This window comes from Streptomyces sudanensis (genome assembly GCF_023614315.1).
Lineage (GTDB): Bacteria > Actinomycetota > Actinomycetes > Streptomycetales > Streptomycetaceae > Streptomyces > Streptomyces sudanensis.
The window spans coordinates 3,298,154-3,318,942 of record NZ_CP095474.1 but is presented as its reverse complement, the minus strand read 5'-3'; the positions used below and the strand labels follow the sequence as shown (position 1 = coordinate 3,318,942).

General features: G+C 75.1%; 13 protein-coding genes and 1 tRNA gene. 3 read left to right on the top strand and 11 right to left on the bottom strand.

Features of this window, described 5'->3' with window-relative positions:
• Nucleotides 1-57: 57 nt before the first annotated feature.
• On the top strand, nucleotides 58-711 hold the full coding sequence (locus MW084_RS15460) for a vitamin K epoxide reductase family protein (protein WP_010473218.1): 654 nt from the start codon (nucleotides 58-60) through the stop codon (nucleotides 709-711).
• Nucleotides 712-840: 129 nt separating this feature from the next.
• Here MW084_RS15460 and MW084_RS15455 read toward each other — a convergent pair whose 3' ends face one another.
• On the bottom strand, nucleotides 841-1,488 hold the full coding sequence (locus MW084_RS15455) for a LysE family translocator (RefSeq protein WP_010473222.1): 648 nt from the start codon (nucleotides 1,486-1,488) through the stop codon (nucleotides 841-843).
• 435 nt (nucleotides 1,489-1,923) lie between these two features.
• Between MW084_RS15455 and MW084_RS15450 the strand changes: the two genes are divergently transcribed.
• Nucleotides 1,924-2,838 (top strand): phosphotransferase family protein, encoded by a 915-nt coding sequence (locus MW084_RS15450; protein ID WP_010473223.1) that lies wholly within the window; start codon nucleotides 1,924-1,926, stop codon nucleotides 2,836-2,838.
• Nucleotides 2,839-2,912: 74 nt separating this feature from the next.
• Nucleotides 2,913-3,062, top strand: a complete 150-nt coding sequence (locus MW084_RS15445; RefSeq protein WP_158684350.1) for a hypothetical protein — start codon at nucleotides 2,913-2,915, stop codon at nucleotides 3,060-3,062.
• Between the two features lie 93 nt (nucleotides 3,063-3,155).
• Here the strand turns inward: MW084_RS15445 and MW084_RS15440 are convergent.
• The 10 genes from MW084_RS15440 to MW084_RS15395 all read right to left on the bottom strand — a co-directional run bounded on the left by MW084_RS15440 (nucleotide 3,156) and on the right by MW084_RS15395 (nucleotide 20,740).
• Nucleotides 3,156-3,229, bottom strand: a tRNA-Thr gene (locus MW084_RS15440).
• A gap of 84 nt (nucleotides 3,230-3,313) precedes the next feature.
• Nucleotides 3,314-4,882, bottom strand: a complete 1,569-nt coding sequence (locus tag MW084_RS15435; protein ID WP_010473227.1) for an alpha/beta hydrolase — start codon at nucleotides 4,880-4,882, stop codon at nucleotides 3,314-3,316.
• Between the two features lie 637 nt (nucleotides 4,883-5,519).
• Nucleotides 5,520-6,731, bottom strand: a complete 1,212-nt coding sequence (locus tag MW084_RS15430) for a DNA polymerase III subunit delta' (protein ID WP_010473229.1) — start codon at nucleotides 6,729-6,731, stop codon at nucleotides 5,520-5,522.
• A 139-nt stretch (nucleotides 6,732-6,870) separates the two neighbouring features.
• Nucleotides 6,871-10,071, bottom strand: coding sequence for a dTMP kinase (tmk, locus tag MW084_RS15425; RefSeq protein WP_010473231.1), 3,201 nt, complete (start codon nucleotides 10,069-10,071; stop codon nucleotides 6,871-6,873).
• 148 nt (nucleotides 10,072-10,219) lie between these two features.
• Nucleotides 10,220-13,111, bottom strand: coding sequence for a type I DNA topoisomerase (gene topA, locus MW084_RS15420; protein ID WP_010473233.1), 2,892 nt, complete (start codon nucleotides 13,109-13,111; stop codon nucleotides 10,220-10,222).
• 776 nt (nucleotides 13,112-13,887) lie between these two features.
• The gene (locus MW084_RS15415; RefSeq protein ID WP_039829653.1) at nucleotides 13,888-15,435 is read right to left on the bottom strand and encodes a DUF7059 domain-containing protein; all 1,548 of its coding nucleotides are present in this window, start codon (nucleotides 15,433-15,435) and stop codon (nucleotides 13,888-13,890) included.
• Nucleotides 15,436-15,514: 79 nt separating this feature from the next.
• Complete coding sequence (locus MW084_RS15410) at nucleotides 15,515-16,255, bottom strand: hypothetical protein (protein WP_010473237.1); 741 nt, start codon at nucleotides 16,253-16,255, stop codon at nucleotides 15,515-15,517.
• 218 nt (nucleotides 16,256-16,473) lie between these two features.
• Nucleotides 16,474-19,014, bottom strand: coding sequence for a sodium-translocating pyrophosphatase (locus tag MW084_RS15405; protein WP_010473240.1), 2,541 nt, complete (start codon nucleotides 19,012-19,014; stop codon nucleotides 16,474-16,476).
• Nucleotides 19,015-19,372: 358 nt separating this feature from the next.
• Complete coding sequence (locus tag MW084_RS15400; protein WP_255114798.1) at nucleotides 19,373-19,831, bottom strand: ATP-binding protein; 459 nt, start codon at nucleotides 19,829-19,831, stop codon at nucleotides 19,373-19,375.
• Between the two features lie 555 nt (nucleotides 19,832-20,386).
• A complete protein-coding gene (locus tag MW084_RS15395) occupies nucleotides 20,387-20,740 on the bottom strand; it encodes an STAS domain-containing protein (RefSeq protein ID WP_029553697.1) in 354 nt (117 codons plus the stop codon).
• Between the last annotated feature and the right edge of the window lie 49 nt (nucleotides 20,741-20,789).

Genomic DNA, 20,789 nt, shown 5'->3' with positions numbered 1-20,789 from the left:
CACCCGACCTCGGCCCTGACCCCGACCCCGACCCCGACGAGAGGACCGGTGGGACCCATGACGATGACCCGCGACCCGCACACGCGGCCCGCGCCCGCCCACGCACGCCCCGCCGCACCACCGGCGGAGGGCGGCGCGGCGGGTCCGGGCCGCGCCCTCGGCTGGCTGCTGGTGGTGACCGGCGCGGCGGGGGTGCTCGCCTCCTGGGTGATCACACTCGACAAGTTCAGGCTGCTTCAGGACCCCCACTTCACGCCCGGGTGCAGCCTCAACCCCGTCGTGTCGTGCGGCAGCGTCATGAAGAGCGAGCAGGCGACGGTGTTCGGGTTCCCGAACCCGATGCTCGGCCTCGTCGCGTACGGCGTGGTCGTCGCGATCGGCGCCGGACTGCTGGCGGGCGCCCGCCCCCGGGACTGGTTCTGGCTGGGCCTCAACGCGGGAACGCTCTTCGGGGTCGGCTTCTGCACCTGGCTGATGTGGCAGTCCCTGTACGAGATCAACGCCCTGTGCCTGTGGTGCTGCCTCGCCTGGGCCGCGACGATCGTGATGTTCTGGCACGTCACCGCGGAGAACGCGCGGCACGGCCGACTGCCCGCCCCGTATGGGGTGCGGCGCTTCCTCGGCGACTTCCCCTGGGCGCCGCCCGCCCTGCACCTCGGGTGCATCGGCATGCTCGTCCTGACCCGCTGGTGGGACTTCTGGACCGGCTGACACCCGCCCGGCCCGCGTCCGGCCCGCCGGCCGATGCACGGCGTGGCGCACCCGGGACACGCGACGCGCCCGGCACACGCGGCGGAGCACTCCGGGACGCGGCGGCCGACGGCAGGCGGTGCGAACCGGTCAGTGCGCGGCGCGCGGCGCGGAGGTGTCGGTGGCGAGGCCGACGGCGAGCGCGCCCAGCACACCGCCCATGGCGTACCGCTGGACCCGCAACCAGCCGGGACGGCGGGCCAGGAACACGGCGACGGTTCCGGCGGCCATGACGATCGCCAGGTTCACCCCGACGCTGACGAGGATCTGCACGGCGCCCAGGACGAACCCCTGGGCGAGCACGTGCCCGTCCTCGACCTCGACGAACTGCGGGATGAGCGACAGGTACATGATGGCGATCTTGGGGTTGAGCAGACTCGTCGCCAGCCCCATGGCGAACAGCTTGCGCGGCGGGTCCGGCGGCACGTCCCGCGGGGTGAAGACGGACACCCCGCCGGGCCGCAGCGCGCACCAGGCGAGCCAGCCGAGGTACGCGGCACCCGCCAGTTTCACGGCCAGGTAGAGCTGCGGCACCGCGACGAACAGCACGGACAGGCCGAGGTTGGTGGCCACCAGGTAGACGAGGAAGCCGACGGCGACCCCGGCGAGCGAGACGGCCCCGGCCCGGCGGCCCTGGGTGAGGGACCGCGAGACGAGGTAGACCATGTTCGGCCCGGGCGTGAGCACCATGCCGAGCGCGACCACGGACACCCCCAGCAGGGCGCTGACCTCCACCACGGTGCCCGCCCTCCGCCCGTCCCGTCGCCGTCCCCCGGCGGGCCGAGCATACTGATGTCCGACGACTCACGGCACTGAACGCGCCACACCCGGTACGGCGCGCGGCGGCGGAGGAGCGGGCCCCGGGGGACGCCCCGAACTCCCGTGGACGCGCCCCGAACCCGTCCCGGTCCACCTCGGCGCGGCACGCGTCGGAAGCGAACGGGGACCTCGGCCTTCCCGCGGAGACGTTCCGGGACCGGGGCCGGACCGGGGCCGGGACGCGGTCGCCGGAAGGCGGCCCCCGAGGACGATGCCGCGACCGGGCCGGCAGCGGTTCGGGGCGCCTACGCCGTTACCGGGGATTACCGGCGCGACCGCCCGGCCCGTCCCGGTGAACCGGTGTCGGCCCGACGACGACGGAGGACGACGGAGGACGGAGGACAACGGAGGACGATGAGGACGGAAGCAGAGCGCACCGCCACCCTCGAACGGGAAGTCCGCCGCGCCCTCGGCGACGGCGGCATCCGTGTCCTTCCGTGGCGGGAAGGAGTGGATTACTTCGCCGACCTCGCCCGCCGCCGCGACGGCGGGATCGTCGGAGTCGTGCGCTCCCCCCGCCACGAAGTCCTGCCGACCTCCTACGAGGGGACGGTCGACTTCGCCGACGTCCTCGCCAAGGAAGTGAACGTCCTCGGCCTGCTGCGCGAGGCGGGTGTACCCGCTCCGTCCGTCCTCGCCTGGCGGCGGCGCGGCGGTTCGCAGGGCGTTTCCTGGATGCTGTGCGAACACGTCGACCACCGGCCGACCGACGAACTGAACGAGGACCAGCAGCACGAACTCGGCCGGATCACGCGGGCGATCCACTCCATCCGCCCGGGCACGACGGTCGGACGGCCGCAGGAGTCGTGGCGTTCCTACGTCCTCGAGCGCGTCGCGGACCGTCTGCGTGCCGCGGAGAGGTACTGCCCCCGGCTGCCGGTGGAGACGCTGCTGTCCCGGTGCGCGGCCGGGGTGCCGAACGGCCCGGGGCAGGCGGACGTCCTGCTGCACCTCGATCTGAGGCCGCCCAACCTCTGCGTACGAGGCGGGCGGATCACGGCGGTGATCGACGTCGCGAACGCCATCACGGGTGACCCCTGGCTCGAACTGGCGCGGATCCGCTTCTGCGGGCTGTTCACGGAGGCTTTCCGGACCGGATACGGAATCGGCGACGCCGATGTCGGGCGCCGGGAGAGGCTCCTGGACCTCTACGAACTGGACATCGCGGCACTGATGGTCGTGGTCGCGGCCGAAGAGACGAACGACGAGGAACTGCTGAAGTCGTCCCGCGATCGGCTGGAGCACCTGTGCGCGCGGATCATCCGCTGAGCCCGCCGTCCCACTCGCTCCGGTCACTCCGGTCGCTCCGGTCGCTCCCCGCCTCGACCGCGCCGCAGCGCACGATGCGCGGGCACGAGGACGCGCCGACGACCCCGAACGTCCACGGGCCCCTGTCCCCGGACCAGCTGGACGAGATCGCCGACGCACCGCCGGACGCGGGCCGAAAGGTCGTCCTGGCGATGGCCGGTGCGCCGCTCACACCGTCCGGGTGATCAGATCCACGTGTACTAAATGCATATGGGCCCCTCGGAAGGATCTTCCGGGGGCCCATCGTTTACGGCATCTGACCTGCCGTTTCTTCTCTGAGCCGCCTTCGGGATTCGAACCCGAGACCTACGCATTACGAGTGCGTTGCTCTGGCCAACTGAGCTAAGGCGGCGCGCCGCGCGCTCCCCTGGGGGTGCAGCAGCGAGCACAAGTCTACACAGGTGGAGGGGGTGCTCACGCACGCCCCTTTCGGGGCCTACGACCTGCGGCAGCGCGTGGACGGGGGCGGGGGCGTGCCCTCCAGGAGGTAGGTGTTGATCGCGGTGTCGACGCAGGCGCTGCCGCGGCCGTACGCGGTGTGGCCGTCGCCGTCGTAGGTGAGGAGGGTGCCGGAGGAGAGCTGGGCGGCGAGGGAGCGGGCCCACTTGTAGGGGGTGGCCGGGTCGCGGGTCGTGCCGACGACGACGATCGGGGGCGCCCCCTCGGCGGTGATGCGGTGCGGGGTGCCGGTGGCCTTGGCGGGCCAGTACGCGCAGGTCAGGGATGCCCAAGCCAGGCTGCGGCCGAAGGCGGGGGACGCCTTCTCGAAGGACGGCACGGCGGCGGCGACCGCTTCGGGGGTGGTGAAGGCGGGCGGCTGGTCCAGGCAGTTCACGGCGGCGTTGGCGGACATGAGGTTGGAGTAGCCGCCGCCCTTGTCGCGTTCGTGGTAGGTGTCGGCGAGGGCGAGGAGGCCGGAGCCCTCACCGCCCATGGCGCGTGTGAGGGCGGTGCGGAGCCGGGGCCAGGCGGCCTCGTCGTACATGGCGGTGATGACGCCGATCGTGGCGAGGGCCTCGCCGAGGGGCCGGTCCTGGCCGGTGGGGACCGGTGCGCGGTCCAGCCGGGCGAGGAACGCCCTCATGCGGGCGGTGGCGTCCCGCACCGACGTGGTGCCGAGGGGGCAGCCGGAGCGGGTCACGCAGTCGGCGGCGAAGGCGCGGAAGGCCGTGTCGAAGCCGGCCGTCTGGTCGAGGCTCATCCGGTCGGCGGTGAGGGAGGGGTCCACGGCGCCGTCGAGGACGAGGCGGCCGGTGCGGGACGGGAACAGTTCGGCGTAGGTGGCGCCGAGGAACGTCCCGTACGAAGCGCCGACGTAGGTGAGCTTCTGGTCGCCGAGGGCGGCCCGCAGGAGGTCCATGTCGCGGGCCGCCTCCACGGTGGACACGTGCGGCAGGATCCGGCCGGACCTCTTCGCGCAGGACGAGGCGAACCGCTTGAGGGACTCGGTGAGCAGGGTGGTCTCCCGCCGGTCGTCCGGGGTCGGGTCGACCTGCGTGTGCGCGTCCATGGCCGGTCCGTCGAGGCACCGGACCGGCTCGCTGCGGGCCACCCCGCGCGGGTCCAGGGCGACCATGTCGTACCGGGCGCGGACCGGGGCGGGGTAGGCGAGCCCGGCGTACCCCTGGAGGTAGTCGACGGCGGAGCCGCCGGGGCCGCCCGGGTTGACCAGCAGGGAACCGAGTCGCCTGCCGGGCCCGGTGGCCTTGGCGCGGGCGACGGCGAGGTCGATCCGCGCTCCGTCCGGCCGTGCGTAGTCGAGGGGCGCCCTGAGCGTGGCGCACTGGAAGCCCGGCGTCCCGCAGGCGCGCCAGCGCAGCCGCTGGCTGTAGTACGGGCGGAGCGCCACCGCGTCCGGCGGGGCGGCGACGGCGGAGACGGCGGGTGCGGTGGCGCGGGGCGCCAGGGCGCCCGCGGGGGCGCCGCTCTCGGCGCAGCCCCCCGCGAGGACCAGGGCGAGCGCGACGGCGGAGGCGAACGGGCGGGGCGTACGGCGTAGGCGCATCCAACGGAGCGTAGCGGCATCGTCACCCTGGGCGTCCGGGCGGCCGCGCGGCTCCCACCCGTACGGGCCAGTCCGGCGGGACGACCGCGTGGCTCCCACCCGTACGGGCCAGTCCAGCCGGGCGGCCACGCGGCTCCCACCCATACGGGCCAGTCCGACGGGAAGCCGCCCGTCCGTGAGCGGTCCGCCCGGCGCCTGCGCGGCTCCCGGCCGCCCGGGCGGTGGCCGTCGGCGAGCGGTCCGTCCGGCGTCCGTACCGCTCCTGCCGATACGCGCAGGCCGCCACCGGCCGCCCACGAGCGAGCCACCGGCCGCCCGGGGTTGCCGATACGCGCAGGCCGCCCACGAGCGAGCCACCGGCCGCCCGGGGGGCCCGTACGCGCCGGTCGGCCCGGATGCCGACCGTCCGGCACCGGGCCGCCGGACGTGGGCGGTTCCCCTTCGCACCGGGCGACCGCCCCGGATCGGGGCCGTCCACCGGCGGCCCGCCAGGCGCCCGGACGGACCCCGCCCGTACGCGCCGGCCGGCTCCGGAGCGCGGTCGTCCGCGACCGGGCCGCCGGACGTGGGCGGTCCCTGCGCCGCAGGGCGGCCGGTCCGCCGCGTCGGGCACCCGGGCGAGTCCTGCCCGTAGGGGTCAGCCGGCGCGCAGGGCCATGGTCATGGCCTCCACGGCGAGGAGCGGCGCCACGTTCCGGTCGAGGGCCTCGCGGCAGGCGAGGACGGCCTCTATCCGCCGCAGGGTCGACTCGGGCGTACTGTCGCGGGCGATCCGGTCGAGGGCGTCGCGCACGTCCTCGTTGGCGATCGCCGTGCGCGTGCCGAGCTGGAGGGCGAGGACGTCCCGGTAGAAACCGGTCAGGTCGCCGAGGGCGAGGTCCAGGCTGTCGCGCTGCGTACGGGTCCTGCGGCGCTTCTGCCGGTCCTCCAGCTCCTTCATCGCGCCCGCCGTGCCGCGCGGCATGCGTCCGCCCTGTCCCCCGCCGAGCGCCGCCTTCAGCTCGTCGGTCTCCTTGACGTCGGTCTCCTCGGCGAGGTGCTTGGCGTCCTCCGCCGCGGCGTCGATCAGCTCCTGGGCCGCCTTGAGGCACGCGCCCACGTCCTGCACGCGGAGGGGCAGGGTGAGGACGGCGGCGCGGCGGGCGCGGGCGCGCTCGTCGGTGGCGAGGCGGCGGGCGCGGTCGATGTGGCCCTGGGTGGCGCGGGCGGCGGCGGCGGCCGTCTCCGGGTCGACGCCGTCCCGGCGTACGAGCACGTCGGCGACGGCGTCCACCGGCGGGGTGCGCAGCGTGAGGTGCCGGCAGCGGGAGCGGATCGTGGGCAGCACGTCCTCCAGGGACGGCGCGCACAGCAGCCAGACCGTACGGGGTGCGGGCTCCTCGACGGCCTTCAGCAGGACGTTCCCGGCGCCTTCGGTGAGGCGGTCGGCGTCCTCCAGGAGGATGACCTGCCAGCGGCCGACAGCCGGGGAGAGCTGTGCGCGCCGGACGAGGTCGCGGGTCTCCTTGACGCCGATGGACAGCAGGTCCGTGCGGACGACCTCCACGTCGGCGTGGGTGCCGATCAGGGCGGTGTGGCAGCCGTCGCAGAAGCCGCAGCCCGGTTCCCCGCCGAGTGCCCGGTCGGGGCTGACGCACTGGAGGGCGGCCGCGAAGCAGCGGGCGGCGGTGTCCCGGCCGGCGCCGGGCGGCCCGGTGAACAGCCAGGCGTGCGTCATGCTCGACGTGGCCGCCTCGGGCGGCTCGGTGCCCCGGGACCCGGCCGTGACGAGGGCGTCCGCGTCACGCGCGGCGGCGGCGAGCTGCGTCCGGACGCGCTCCTGGCCCACCAGGTCGTCCCATACGGGCACGGGTCACCGCCTTCTCCTCGTCCCGGGCCTCTCCCGGGCCACCCATTGTGGCCGAGCCCTCTGACAGCGCCGCCCCGCTCCGCCGGAACGGGGCGAAGCCGGCCGCGCGCGGTGCCCGGCCGGCCGCGCCGTCCGGGCCTCAGCGGCGGCGTCCCCGGCCCTCGTCGGTCTCGTCGTCCTGACCGCCGAGGAGTTCGTCGGCCAGGGACGGCAGGTCGTCCAGCGGGGTCTCCTCCGCCCAGTCGGGGCGCCCGCGCCGCGGCCTGCCCCCTTCGTCGACCTGGGGCAGCTCGCGGGTCCGGTCGTCGGCCCCGGCGGGCCCGGGCGCCGTCCCGGGCGCGACCTCGTCGCGGAAGAAACCGGGCGGCACCCGGTCGTCCGGCCGCTCGTCCCGTACGGGCGGCAGGACCGCCGTCTCGGCGAGGTCCGGGGCGGGGCCGTCCTTGCGCATGTCGATGGGCCGGGTCTCCTCCTCCGGGCGGACCGCGGGCTCCCCGTCCTTGCGCATGTCGACGGGCCGGGTCTCCCGGTCGTCCTTGCGCATGTCGATGCGCTGCGTCTCCTCGTCGTCCTTGCGCATGCTGATGCGGGGCGCGGGCAGGGGCCGGGTGGGGTCGTCGGGCCGGACGACCGGGGTCGGCACCGTCACGTCGTGCGGCGACACGGCCGGTGCGGCCTGCTGCTCCCGTTCCGCCTGCCGTGCCCTCTCGGCCTGCTCGGCGGCCGCGGCGGCGGCCGCTGCCGCCCGGGCCTCGGCCACGGCCCGGCGGCGGGCCTCCTCCGCGCGCAGCAGGGCCTCCTCGGCCTTGCGCTGCTTCTCGCGGCGCCGTTCCTCGGCCTCGGCGCGGAGCCGGGCCTCCTCCTCGGCGCGCTTGCGCAGCCGCTCCTGCTCCTCGTGCCGGGCGCGCTCCTCGGCCTCGCGCCGGGCGCGCTCCTCCTCGGCGAGCCTGCGCGCCTCGGCCGCGCGCTGGCGGGCCTCCTCGGCCTGCCGCTCGGCCTCGCGGCGCCGGGCCTCCTCCTCCTCGCGGCGCTTGCGCTCCTCCTCCTCGGCGCGCAGCCTGGCGAGCTGCTCCTGGCGCTCCCGCTCCAGGCGCTCCTCCTCGGCTTTGCGCCGCGCCTCCTCCTCCGCCCTGCGGCGGGCCTCCTCCTCGGCCTTGCGCCGCGCCTCCTCCAGGGCCCTCACCTCGGCCTCGGACAGCGGCAGCATCTGGTCGAGCCGGTGGCGCACGACGGTGGTGACGGCCTCCGGCTCCCGGCCCGCGTCCACGACGAGGTACCGGGCGGGGTCGGCGGCCGCGAGGGCGAGGAAACCGGCCCGCACCCGCGCGTGGAACTCCGCCGGCTCCGACTCCAGCCGGTCCGGCGCCTCCGTGAACCGCTCGCGCGCCGTCTCCGGCGACACGTCCAGCAGCACCGTCAGGTGCGGGACGAGCCCGCCGGTCGCCCAGCGGGAGATGCGGGCGATCTCCGTCGGGGAGAGGTCCCGGCCGGCGCCCTGGTAGGCGACGGACGAGTCGATGTACCGGTCGGAGATGACGACGGCGCCGCGCTCCAGGGCGGGGCGGACCAGCGAGTCGACGTGCTCGGCGCGGTCGGCGGCGTACAGCAGGGCCTCCGCGCGGTGGGAGAGCCCGGCGGAGGAGACGTCCAGCAGGATCGAGCGGAGCCGCTTGCCGACGGGCGTGGCGCCCGGCTCGCGGGTGACGACCACCTCGTGGCCCTTCGCGCGGATCCACTCGGCGAGCGCCGCGACCTGCGTGGACTTGCCGGCGCCGTCACCGCCTTCGAGGGCGAGGAAGAAACCGGTGGGAGCCGGGGCCTGCGCCGGGTCGGCGCCGCGCAGCGCGTCGCGCAGGTCGCGGCGGAGCGGCACGCCCGACCGGTCGTCGGTCCTGGCGAGGACGAGCGCGGCGACGGGCAGCAGCAGCGCGCCGACCAGCATCAGGGTGAAGGCGGCGCCGCCGTGCGCGAGGACGACGTCCCCGCCGGCGAGGCGGCGCGGGCCGATGGCCGCGGCGAGCAGGGGCGCGGCGAGCGCGCCGAGCACCACGGCCACCCGTACGACGGCGTGGAGGTGCTCGGTCAGGCGCGGCTTGCGGAACTCCTCGGTCTCCTGGTCGATCAGCGTGTGCCCGACGTTCGCGGCGACACCGGCCGACAGTCCGGCGGCGAGCGCGAGGAACAGCACGGTCGCCGTGTCGGGGACCAGTCCCGTCACGAGCAGCACGATCCCGGTGACGGCGGTCGCCAGGGCAAGGAGCCGGCGCCGGGACAGGGCGGGCAGGACGCGGCGGGCGGCGCGGACGCCCAGGCCCGTGCCCCCGGTCAGGGCGAGGACGAGCAGCGCGTACGTCACGGGGCCGCCGCCCAGCTCGGCGGCGTGGAGCACGGCGACGGCCGCGGCGGAGGCGATCGCCCCGGCGACGGCGGCGCAGGCGAGGACGAGCAGCGGTATGGCGCCCGTGCGGCCCTTCTCCGGCCCCGCGCCCGTGGAGGGCCGGCGCAGGCCCTCCAGCGGGGAGCGGGGGCGGGGGGTCTGCGCGTCGGGCACCTGGAGGAAGTACAGGATCGCCAGGGAACCGGCGAACAGCCCGGCCGCGGCGTACGAGCCGAGCGCCGCCCGGTGCGTCTCGAACCAGTCGACGCCGAGCGCCAGCAGCCTGCCGGCGAGGGCCGTGACCAGCAGGACGGCGGCGGCCAGCGGGACGGCGGCGAAGCCGGTGCGCAGCCAGAGGCGGCGCAGCGCGCCCAGGTGGTCCGGCAGCGGCCGTACGGCGGCGCCCTCGGCGGGCGGGGGCGGGAGCAGGGCGGGGGCGGCGCTCTCCCCGGCGATGGTCCAGAACCGCTCGGCGGCACCGGCCAGGAAGACCGTGACCAGGAGCAGGAGGACGGCCTGCGCGGGGGTCCAGACGATCCAGAGGGGCGCGACGACCAGCAGCGCGACCCGCACGCCGTCCGCGGCGATCATGGTCCAGCGGCGGTCGAGGGAGCCGCCGGAGGCGACGAGGCCGCTCATCGGGCCGAGCAGCACGGCGCCGAGGAGCAGGGTGGACAGCGCACGGACGCCGAGGACGGCGGCGACGGCGAAGGCCGCGCCGCGCACTCCGCCGCCGAACGTCCCCTCCGCCACGGCCGCCCGCACGGTCAGGAGGACCAGGACGAGCAGGGCGAGGGCGTCGGCGACGCCGCCGGCGAGCGACGCGGTCCACAGCCGGCGCAGCGGCGGGTTGCGCAGCAGTGCCCGTACGGCGCGCTCGCGGGAGTCCGCGGCGAGTGCGGCGTCGGAGACTTCGGGATCTGAGGTGGGGCCCAGGGCCGTTGGCTGCTCGGCTCGCGTCATCCCCTCAGCCTATCCGCCCCGGCCGGACCTCATACGTCCCGGCCGGGCGCGCGGAACCGGCAGGCGGGGCGCCGGTCCGGGCCCGGTCAGCGGGCGGCGGACCGGCGCACCCGCCGGCCCCTCCGCCGCCCGGGNNCCCCGGCCCCGCCTACGCGTCGGGGGCGGCGGTCCTCCCGGTCGCCGTCGTCCCGGTCGCCGTCGTCCCGGCCGCAGCGGTCTTCTTCGCGGCGGCGGTCTTCTTCGCCGCCGCGGTCTTAGCCGCCGTCGTCTTCGCAGCCGTCTTCTTGGCGGCCGTCTTCTTGGCGGCGGTCTTCTTCACCGCCGTAGTCTTCTTCGCCGCCGTCTTCTTGGCCGGGGCCTTCTTGGCGGTCTTCTTCGCCGGACCCTTGGCCCGCTTCTCGGCGAGCAGTTCGAAGCCCCGCTCCGGTGTGATCGTCTCCACGCTGTCGCCGCTGCGCAGCGTCGCGTTCGTCTCGCCGTCCGTCACATACGGCCCGAAGCGGCCGTCCTTGACCACGACGGGGCGCTCGCTCACCGGGTCGTTGCCCAGCTCCTTCAGCGGCGGCTTGGCGGCGGCGCGGCCGCGCTGCTTCGGCTGGGCGTAGATCGCGAGGGCCTCCTCCAGCGTGATCGTGAAGAGCTGCTCCTCGCTCTCCAGCGACCGCGAGTCGGTGCCCTTCTTGAGGTACGGGCCGTAGCGGCCGTTCTGCGCGGTGATCTCGACGCCCTCGGGGTCCGTGCCGACGACGCGCGGCAGCGACATCAGCCTGAGCGCGTCCTGGAGGGTCACCGTGTCCACGGACATCGACTTGAAGAGGGAGGCCGTGCGCGGTTTCACCGCGTTCCTGCCGGTCTTCGGGGTGCCCTCGGGCAGGACCTCCGTGACGTACGGGCCGTAGCGGCCCTCCCTGGCGACGATCGTGTGGCCGGTCGCCGGGTCGGTGCCCAGCTCGAAGTCGCCGCTCGGCTTGGCGAGCAGTTCCTCCGCGTACTCCACGGACAGCTCGTCGGGCGCCAGGTCGGCGGGGACGTCCGCGCGCTGGTGGCCCTCCTCGTCCTTCGTGCCGCGCTCGATGTACGGGCCGTAGCGCCCGACGCGCAGCACGATGCCGTTGCCGACGGGGAAGGAGGAGATCTCCCGGGCGTCGATCGCCCCCAGGTCCGTGACCAGCTCCTTCAGGCCGCCGAGGTGGTCGCCGTCGCCGTTGCCCGCGTCGGCGGCGCCGCCACCGGCCGCCTGCGCGCCCTCGCCGAAGTAGAACCGCTTCAGCCACGGCACGGCCTGGGCCTCGCCCCGGGCGATGCGGTCGAGGTCGTCCTCCATCCTCGCGGTGAAGTCGTAGTCGACGAGCCGGCCGAAGTGCTTCTCCAGCAGGTTGACCACGGCGAAGGAGAGGAACGACGGGACGAGCGCCGTGCCCTTCTTGAAGACGTAGCCGCGCTCCAGGATCGTGCCGATGATCGACGCGTACGTCGACGGGCGGCCGATCTCGCGCTCCTCCAGCTCCTTGACCAGCGACGCCTCGGTGTAGCGGGCCGGCGGCTTGGTGGCGTGGCCGTCCGCCGCAATCTCCTCGGCGGTCAGCGCGTCGCCCTGGGCGACCTGCGGGAGGCGGCGCTCGCGGTCGTCGAGCTCGGCGTTCGGGTCGTCGGCGCCCTCGACGTACGCCTTCATGAAGCCGTGGAAGGTGATCGTCTTGCCGGAGGCGGTGAACTCGGCGTCCCGGCCGTCGGCGGACCGGCCGCCGATCCGGACGGTGACGGAGTCGCCGACGGCGTCCTTCATCTGGGAGGCGACGGTCCGCTTCCAGATCAGCTCGTACAGCCGGAACTGGTCACCGGTCAGCCCGGTCTCGGCGGGCGTGCGGAAGCGGTCCCCGGAGGGGCGGATCGCCTCGTGCGCCTCCTGCGCGTTCTTGACCTTCCCGGCGTACGTGCGCGGCGCGTCCGGCAGGTAGTCGGCGCCGTACAACTGCGTGACCTGCGCGCGGGCGGCGGCGACGGCCGTGTCGGAGAGCGTCGTGGAGTCCGTGCGCATGTAGGTGATGAAGCCGTTCTCGTACAGCTTCTGCGCGACCTGCATCGTCGCCTTCGCGCCGAAGCCGAGCTTGCGGCTCGCCTCCTGCTGGAGGGTCGTGGTGCGGAACGGCGCGTACGGGGAGCGGCGGTACGGCTTGGACTCGACCGAGCGGACGGCGAACCCCGTGCCGGCGAGCGCGGCGGCCAGGGAGCGGGCGCCCGCCTCGTCGAGGTGGAGGACCCGCTCGTCCTTCAGGCGGCCGTCCGGGCCGAAGTCGCGGCCCTGGGCGACGCGGCGGCCGTCGACCGAGGCGAGGCGGGCCGTCAGGGTCGACGGGTCGGAGGGGTCGCCGGCCCGGCCGGTGCCGAAGGTGCCGGTGAGGTCCCAGTACTCGGCGGAGCGGAAGGCGATGCGCTCCCGCTCCCGCTCGACGACGAGCCGGGTGGCGACGGACTGCACGCGGCCGGCCGAGAGCCGGGGCATGACCTTCTTCCACAGGACCGGCGAGACCTCGTAGCCGTACAGCCGGTCCAGGATGCGGCGGGTCTCCTGGGCGTCGACCATCCGCTTGTTCAGCTCGCGGGGATTGGCGACGGCCTGCTGGATCGCGTCCTTGGTGATCTCGTGGAAGACCATCCGGTGGACGGGGACCTTGGGCTTGAGGACTTCCAGGAGGTGCCACGCGATGGCCTCGCCCTCGCGGTCCTCATCGGTGGCCAGGTACAGCTCGTCGGACTCGGCGAGCTGCTCCTTCAACTTCCTGACCTGGGCTTTTTTGTCGGCGTTCACGACGTAGATCGGCTGGAAGTCGTGTTCGACGTCCACGCCGAGGCGGCGCACCTCGCCGGTGTACCTCTCGGGCACCTCCGCGGCGCCGTTGGGGAGGTCGCGGATGTGCCCGACGCTCGCCTCGACGACATAGCCGGGGCCGAGGTAACCCTTGATCGTCTTCGCCTTGGCAGGCGACTCGACGATGACGAGTCGGCGGCCGCCCTGTGCGGTCTCGCGTGTCGGGGACAACTCTTCGCTCTTCTCTCCGGTCGGTGCTCGGTGCGTGTACGGCGCGGTGCGGCCCCACCTGGGGCGCACCACGGGCGCCGCGGGCGCTGCGCCGCGGCTGTGACGCTGCTGTCGCTGCGGAGTGTGACGGTACAACCCGCCCCCGTGTCAAACGGCGAAAGCCCGCAACGGCCACTCGAACGGTAACCCGACTTCCGCCCTTCCTGCCGCCCGGACTCCCCTCACGACGCGGAGGCCCGCGTTCCGGTCGGGGCCGTCCCGCGGGGCGCGGCCGGTCGTCCGCCGGGCCGTCCCGGGCGCCGGACCCGCCCGGTTCGCCCTGCTCGGACGCGTGCCCGGCGGGCCGCGGCGGGCCGGGACNGNGCCGGGCGNGNGCCCGCCGGAACGCCGTCCGCCGGAGGCCCGGGACACCGCGCCGGTCCCGGTGCGGAAGGGGCGGCTGTGGCCCGGTTCACCCCGCGTGCCGTCGGCGCTCGGCACGTCCCGGCGGCCGCCGTCCCCGCTGCCGGGTGCGGCGGACCGGCGGGGGCNNCNNNCCTTCCATTATACATCTCTGGCCGGGGCCGGGGATCGGGCGCCGGACGGCCGGGGTGCCGGGAGCGGGGCCGGAGTACCGCGGATGCCGCGCCGGCATCCGGGCGCCGGCCGGAACCGGCACCCGGCCGGGCGGGGACGGCCGGACGGGAACGGCCGGGCCGCCCCGTACGCGCCCGCCGCGCCGGCACCCGGACCTCGCGGGGCGGCCGGGCACGGCCCACATCCCTACCGGCGGGGGCTCACCCGGCGCCGGGCCGGTCCCGCGCCTCCGGCCGCGCGGGCTCCAGGAAGCCCTCCTCCACGAGGAGGCGGATCGCCCGGGGCGTGCGGTCCCGCAGCAGGACCGGGTCCTCGCCCATCAGCTGGGCGATGGCGTCCAGGATGCGGCCCGCTTCGAGCGTGCCGTCGCAGACCCCGGCGAACCCGGCGCCGACCGCGTCGACCCTGGTCGCCCGCCGCATCCCGCGGTTCTGCCGCAGGACGACGTGCTCGGGGTCCTCCGCGCCCGGCAGTCCCACCTGCTCCTGCACCACCTCGGGCGCGAGCACGAAGCGGTCGGCGAGCAGGGCCGCGTCGTCCCGCGACCGGAGGTAGTCCTGGCGGGCGAAGTGCGCCCGCACGGTCTCGCCGAGCGGCTGCTCGACCGGGTGCGGCCACTCCTCGACGAGGACGGACGGCTCGGCCGCGCCGGACTTCCGCAGGGTGATCCAGCCGAAGCCGACCGCCCTGGTCCCGCGCTCCTCGAACTCGTCGAGCCACGCCTCGTACCGCGCCCGGTACTCCTCCGGGGCGGCCCGGTGGTCCCCGGCGTCCCGCAACCACAACTCCGTGTACTGGGTGACGTCCTGGACCTCCCGCTGGACGATCCACGCGTCGCAGCCGCGCGGCACCCACGAGCGGACGCGGTCCTTCCAGTCCTCCCCCTCCACGTGCTGCCAGTTGGCCAGGAACTGCGCGTACCCGCCGTCGTTGAGCCGCTCCCCGGCCTGCTGGACGAGGGTGCGGCACAGGTCGTCGCCACCCATCCCGCCGTCCCGGTACGTGAGCCGGGCGCCCGGGGAGATGACGAACGGCGGGTTCGACACGATCAGGTCGTACGTCTCCGAGGCGACCGGCTCGAACAGCGAACCGGCCCTCAGGTCGGCCTCCGGCGCGCCGGACAGCGCGAGCGTCAGCCGGGTGAACCCCAGCGCCCGCGGGTTGAGGTCCGTCGCCGTCACCCGCGTGGCGTGCCGGGCGGCGTGCAGCGCCTGGATGCCGGAACCGGTGCCGAGGTCCAGCGCGGAGGCGACGGGGGCGCGCACGGTGATCCCGGCGAGCGTGGTGGACGCGCCGCCGACCCCGAGGACGACGCCCTCGCCCCGGCCGCCGGCCCCGCCCGCGCCGCCCACGGCGCACCCGAGGTCGGAGACGATGTACCAGTCCTCGCCGTCGGGGCCGCCGTACGGGCGCACGTCGACCGTGGCGCGGACGCCGTCGCCGTCCCGCGCCACCCAGCCGTCCGCGAGCGCCTCGTCCAGCGGGAGGGCGGCGCGGGCCCGTTCGTACGGCGCCTCCCGCTGGAGCAGGAACAGCCGGACGAGGGTGTCCAGCGGTCCGTCCCCGCGGGTGGCGCGCAGGGCGGGCACCGTCTCGCTGCGGGCGAGGGCGGCGTAGGCGGACGCGCCGAGCCGGTCGAGGAGCCCGTCGGCGGTGAAGCCCGCGTCCAGGAGGGCGGCGCGCAGGCGGTCGGCGCGGTCGGGCACCGGGAGGCCGGTGGTCGGGATGGTCGTACTCACAACGCCCATTGTGACCGGCGCCACCGGTGATGACGAACGGCCCGGCCGCCCTGTGGACGGCCGGGCCGGACGGATCGGGCGCGCGCCGCTACTCGGAACCGGCGCTCGCCGACCCGGAGGGCTTCGCCGACGTGGAGGACCCCGCCGATCCGGAGGGCTCCGCCGACGCCCGGCCGGAGGCGGAGGCGCCCTCCGAGGGGGAGCCGGACGGGTCCGGGGCGGACGAGGCGCCGGGCCGGGCGGCGGGGCCGCTGGTCGTGGTGGGCGCGGCGGACGCCTCGACCTTCCGGCAGCCCGGCTGCGCGGCCATGGCCTTGCCCAACTCGCCGGTCTGGAGCTTGGCCAGCGCGTCCTGGTCCATCTTCTCGATGCGCTTCAGGCCCTTCGCGACGTCCTGCAGGCCTTCGGCGAACTTCTGCTGGTCGGTGGGGTCGAGGGCGTCGACCTGCTTCCTCAGCCCCTCGTAGGCGGCGGCGGTGGCGTTGAGTTCCTTGACGGCGTCCTGCCGGAGCTTCTCGCCGTTCTCGACGGGCGGGACGCCGGCGCTCTCGACCGCCTTGGCGAGCGCCTTGTCCGTGTCGGCGATGTCCTGGAACGCCTTCGAGTCCGCCGCCTGGACGTCGGCGGGCTTGCCGTCCGCGGCCGTCGAGATGATGGTCTGCTGGGCGTCGGCCCGCTTCTGGATCTGCGGCTTCGCCTGGTCGCAGAAGGTCTTCGCCCAGGCCTCCACCTTCTTGCCCTCGTCGTCGACTTGGTCGTCGCTGCAGCCCGACAGCGCGAGTACCAGCACCGCACCACCGGACAGCGCGGCTGCAAGCTTCTTGTTCACCGGATCGGTCCCTTCCGAGGCTCTCGGCCCCGGAACATACACGCCGACCGGGTGGCCCCGGCGTGCCGCCCGACCGCTACGTACGCTTTTTCACCGTTTGCATCAAGAGCATCAAGAGAGAGAAGGCTCACCGGGACGGCCCGGCACCGGGCTCCCGCGGTCCGGCGCCGGCCCGCGGCGGGGCGCCTGACCGGGCATCACGTCGGGGGGCCGGGCCGTCACCGGACGGGGGCCGCCTCGTCCGGGGGCCCGGGGACGCGCCCGGGCGTGTCCCCGTCGGCGCCGCCGACGGAGCGGCGCTTGGACGCGTACACCGCCGCGACGACGACCAGGAGCGCGACGGCCGCCACACCCACGCGCACGCCGGTGCCGCCGCCCGCGCCGTGGTCCAGCCGGACGACGGCGGGGGCGATGAGCAGCGCCACCAGGTTCATGACCTTGAGCAGCGGGTTGATCGCCGGGCCCGCGGTGTCCTTGAAGGGATCGCCGACCGTGTCGCCGATCACCGTCGCGGCGTGGGCCTCGCTGCCCTTGCCGCCGTGGTGGCCGTCCTCGACCAGCTTCTTGGCGTTGTCCCAGGCACCGCCCGAGTTCGCCAGGAAGACCGCCATCAGCAGACCGGTGGCGATGGCGCCCGCGAGGTAGGCGCCGAGCGCGCCCACGCCGAAGGCGAAGCCGACCGCGATGGGCGCCGTCACGGCCAGGAGGCCCGGTGTCACCAGCTCGCGCAGGGCGTCCCTGGTGCAGATGTCGACGACGCGCCCGTACTCCGGTTTCTCCGTGCGGTCCATGATCCCCGGGTGGTCGCGGAACTGGCGGCGCACCTCGTACACCACCGATCCCGCCGACCGGGACACGGCGTTGACGGCCAGGCCGGAGAAGAGGAAGACGACCGCGGCGCCGAGGACGAGGCCGACAAGGTTGTCGGGCCGCGAGATGTCCATGCTGAGCGTCGTCCCGGTGGCCCGGGCGCCCACGTCCGCGGCGGTGGCGGTGATGGTCTCCCGGTACGAGCCGAACAGCGCCGAGGCCGCGAGGACCGCCGTGGCGATGGCGATGCCCTTGGTGATCGCCTTGGTGGTGTTGCCGACCGCGTCCAGGTCGGTGAGGACCTGCGCGCCAGCGCCCCGGACGTCGCCGGACATCTCGGCGATGCCCTGCGCGTTGTCGGAGACGGGCCCGAAGGTGTCCATCGCGACGATGACGCCGACGGTGGTCAGCAGGCCCGTGCCGGCGAGCGCGACGGCGAACAGCGCCAGCATGATCGACGCGCCGCCGAGGAGGAACGCCCCGTAGACGGCGAGGCCGATCAGCAGCGCGGTGTAGACGGCCGACTCCAGGCCGAGGGAGACGCCCGCCAGGACCACGGTGGCGGGGCCCGTCAGCGACGACCTCCCGACGTCCTTCACGGGCCGCCGGCTCGGCTCGGTGAAGTACCCGGTCAGCTGCTGGATCAGCGCGGCGAGGACGATGCCGATGGCGACGGCGACGAGCGCCACCACCCGCGGGTCGCCGCCGTGCGCCCGCACGGCCGGGTCGGTGACGCCCTCCAGCCGTGCGAACGAGGCCGGCAGGTGGACGAACGCGGCGACCGCCACGAGCACGAGCGAGACGGCAGCGGAGAGGAAGAACCCCCGGTTGATCGCCGACATGCCGCCGCGGTCGGCGCGCCGGGGCGCGACCGCGAAGATCCCGATCATCGCGGTGACGACGCCGATCGCCGGGACGATGAGCGGGAAGGTGAGGCCCAGGTCGCCGAAGACGGCCTTGCCGAGGATGAGCGCGGCGACCAGCGTGACGGCGTACGACTCGAAGAGGTCGGCGGCCATGCCGGCGCAGTCGCCGACGTTGTCCCCGACGTTGTCGGCGATGGTGGCGGCGTTGCGCGGGTCGTCCTCGGGGATGCCCTGCTCGACCTTGCCGACCAGGTCGGCGCCGACATCGGCGGCCTTGGTGAAGATGCCCCCGCCGACGCGCATGAACATGGCGATCAGGGCGGCGCCGAGGCCGAACCCCTCCAGGACCTTGGGCGCGTCCGCCGCGTAGACGAGGACGACGCAGCAGACGCCGAACAGGCCGAGGCCGACGGTGAACATGCCGACCACGCCACCCGTGCGGAAGGCGATCCTCATGGCCCTGCGCGAGACGGCCGCCGCGTCCCCCTCCGGCCCGCCCGGCGCCGAAGCGGCCTCGCGTGCCGCCGCCGCCACCCGTACGTTGCTCCGCACGGCCAGGCGCATGCCGACGTACCCGGTGACGGCGGAGAAGAACGCGCCGACGAGGAAGAACAGCGAACGCCCCCACCGCTGCGCCCAGGTGTCGGCCGGGAGCGGCATGAGCAGCAGGAAGACGACGGCCGCGAACACGGCCACGGTCCTCAACTGCCGTGCCAGGTAGGCGTTGGCGCCCTCCTGGATCGCGGCGGCGATCCGCTTCATCGACTCGGTGCCCTCACCGGCGCCCAGCACCTGGCGGACGAGCAGCCGGGCGACGAACAGGGCGGCCAGTGCGACGAGGGCGATCACGACCACGACGATCCGGTTCTCCGCGGTGAGGACCGCGGCGGCGGACGAGACCGGGTCGAGAGATGAGACCGGGTCGAGGGATGAGACCGGGTCGGGGAACGAGACCGGATCGGGAGGCGAGACCGGGTCGGGGAACGAGACCGGATCGGGAGGCGAGACCCAATCGAGGGACGAGGCCGGATCGGGGGGCGAGACCGGATCGGGGGGTCGCTGGGGGCCGAGGAGTCCCGCCATTCGTCCTCCTCGGTGTCAGGGCTCGGGCTCGATGTCAGGGCTCGGGCTCGGTGTCAGGGCTCGGGCTCGGTGTCAGGGCTCGGGCTCGGTGTCGAAGCCCGGGCCGTGGACGGCCCGGGGACCGGCGCCCGATCGGTACGGAGCGTCGGAAAACAGGATCAACCGCATCCTTCCGGGCGGCAAGCGATCCGCTCCGCGCGTTCCCCCGGAAGTGGCGGCGGGGCGGGGCGCCGATCCGCGCGGAAGCCCCCCGAAGGAGGGCTCCGAGGGCCGGAGAAGTCGCCGGGAAAGTGAAAAGGCCCTGCTCGGCAGGGCCTTCACCGGGGAGCGCGAAGGTGTGGGGGATGCGCGGGAACCGTCAGAGGGGTTCTGCGGAATCCGTCTTGGACCAGCTCATCCGAATGAGTCCGCCGCGCTCCCCCGCGGACACCTCGACGTCGTCGACGAGCCCGCTGATCACCGCGAGCCCCATCTGGTCCTCGCCCTCCGCGTCGTCGAAGTCCCCGGCCGGCGCACCGCCGCGCGAACCCGGTACGCCCGCCGCGTCGGCGGCCGCGACACCGGCGCCGGGCACCTCGTCGCCGACCTCGATGGAGAACGCCTTCTCCTCCTCGGTGAGCCGCACCATGACGGGCGCGGTGACGCCGTTGCTGCGGTGCAGTCCGACGGCGCGGGAGCAGGCCTCGCCGACGGCGAGCCTGACCTCGTCCAGCACCGCTTCCCCGATCCCCGCCCGGCGTGCGACGGCGGCCGCCACCAGGCGGGCGGTCCTGACGTGCTCGGGCTGGGCGCTGAAGCGGAGTTCAACGGTGGCCATGCGGTCCCCCTCGCGTACGAGCGTGCGTCCCAGAGGTCCGGGCCGACTGCCCGGCACCCCTGCCGTTCCACTGGATGCCCCGGAACCGTCCGGCACATCCGCGCCGCCCGAGACCCGGGGCCACCGGCGGCGTTACCGCCCCAGGCGCATTCCGGAGCCGTGCGGACTGCGCGCCCTCCCTTCGGGGCCGTATGCCCCGCGGCCGGTCCTTCACGCCCCGCGCGAAGGACCGGAGGCCCCGTTTCCCCGCCTCCGCCGGTGGAGGGGCGGAGCCGCCCGTACGGCGGGCCTCGGCGGAAGCCCGGCGCGGAACCAGGACGGCGCACGGCCGCCATGGCTTCCGACCGCCCGGCCTTCGGCCCGGCGGCGCTCACGGCGGAGCCCGGCGCGGCCCGCCGGGCGGCGGGCACGGGCCGGGACCGGCACGGCACTCCGGACACCAGAGCCCCGAACCGGCCCGCGGCGCCGGCGGGCACCGGAGCCGCGGGATGCCCTGGCGCGCATCAACGGCACCGGCGGCGTCCGCCCCGTGCGGAGGGACGCCGCCGGCGCCGGTCAGTCGGTGGCGGCCACGGCCTCGTCGACCGTGGTGTGGATCGGGAACACCTTGGTCAGGCCCGTGATCCGGAAGATCTTCAGGATGCGCTCCTGGTTGCAGACCAGGCGCAGCGAGCCCTCGTGGGCACGCACGCGCTTCAGCCCGCCGACCAGGACGCCGAGGCCGGTCGAGTCCAGGAAGTCCACGCCCTCCATGTCGACGACCAGGTGGTAACTGCCGTCGTTCACCAACTCGACCAACTGCTCGCGCAGCTTGGGCGCGGTATACACATCAATCTCGCCACCGACCTCGACGACCATACGGTCGCCACCAGGGCCGGACACATTGCGAGTCGACAGGGACAGGTCCACGGATCCTCCAGCACCTTGCTATCGAGCGGTCGCCCCCGGGTCTCCCCGA

Bases quoted from the DNA above. Each gene is read 5' to 3' on its own strand.
- MW084_RS15460 (WP_010473218.1), top strand. From the start codon at position 58: ATGACGATGACCCGCGACCCGCACACGCGGCCCGCGCCCGCCCACGCA.
- MW084_RS15450 (WP_010473223.1), top strand. From the start codon at position 1,924: ATGAGGACGGAAGCAGAGCGCACCGCCACCCTCGAACGGGAAGTCCGC.
- MW084_RS15445 (WP_158684350.1), top strand. From the start codon at position 2,913: ATGCGCGGGCACGAGGACGCGCCGACGACCCCGAACGTCCACGGGCCC.
- MW084_RS15435 (WP_010473227.1), bottom strand. From the start codon at position 4,882: ATGCGCCTACGCCGTACGCCCCGCCCGTTCGCCTCCGCCGTCGCGCTC.
- tmk (WP_010473231.1), bottom strand. From the start codon at position 10,071: ATGACGCGAGCCGAGCAGCCAACGGCCCTGGGCCCCACCTCAGATCCC.
- MW084_RS15415 (WP_039829653.1), bottom strand. From the start codon at position 15,435: ATGGGCGTTGTGAGTACGACCATCCCGACCACCGGCCTCCCGGTGCCC.
- MW084_RS15405 (WP_010473240.1), bottom strand. From the start codon at position 19,014: ATGGCGGGACTCCTCGGCCCCCAGCGACCCCCCGATCCGGTCTCGCCC.
- MW084_RS15400 (WP_255114798.1), bottom strand. From the start codon at position 19,831: ATGGCCACCGTTGAACTCCGCTTCAGCGCCCAGCCCGAGCACGTCAGG.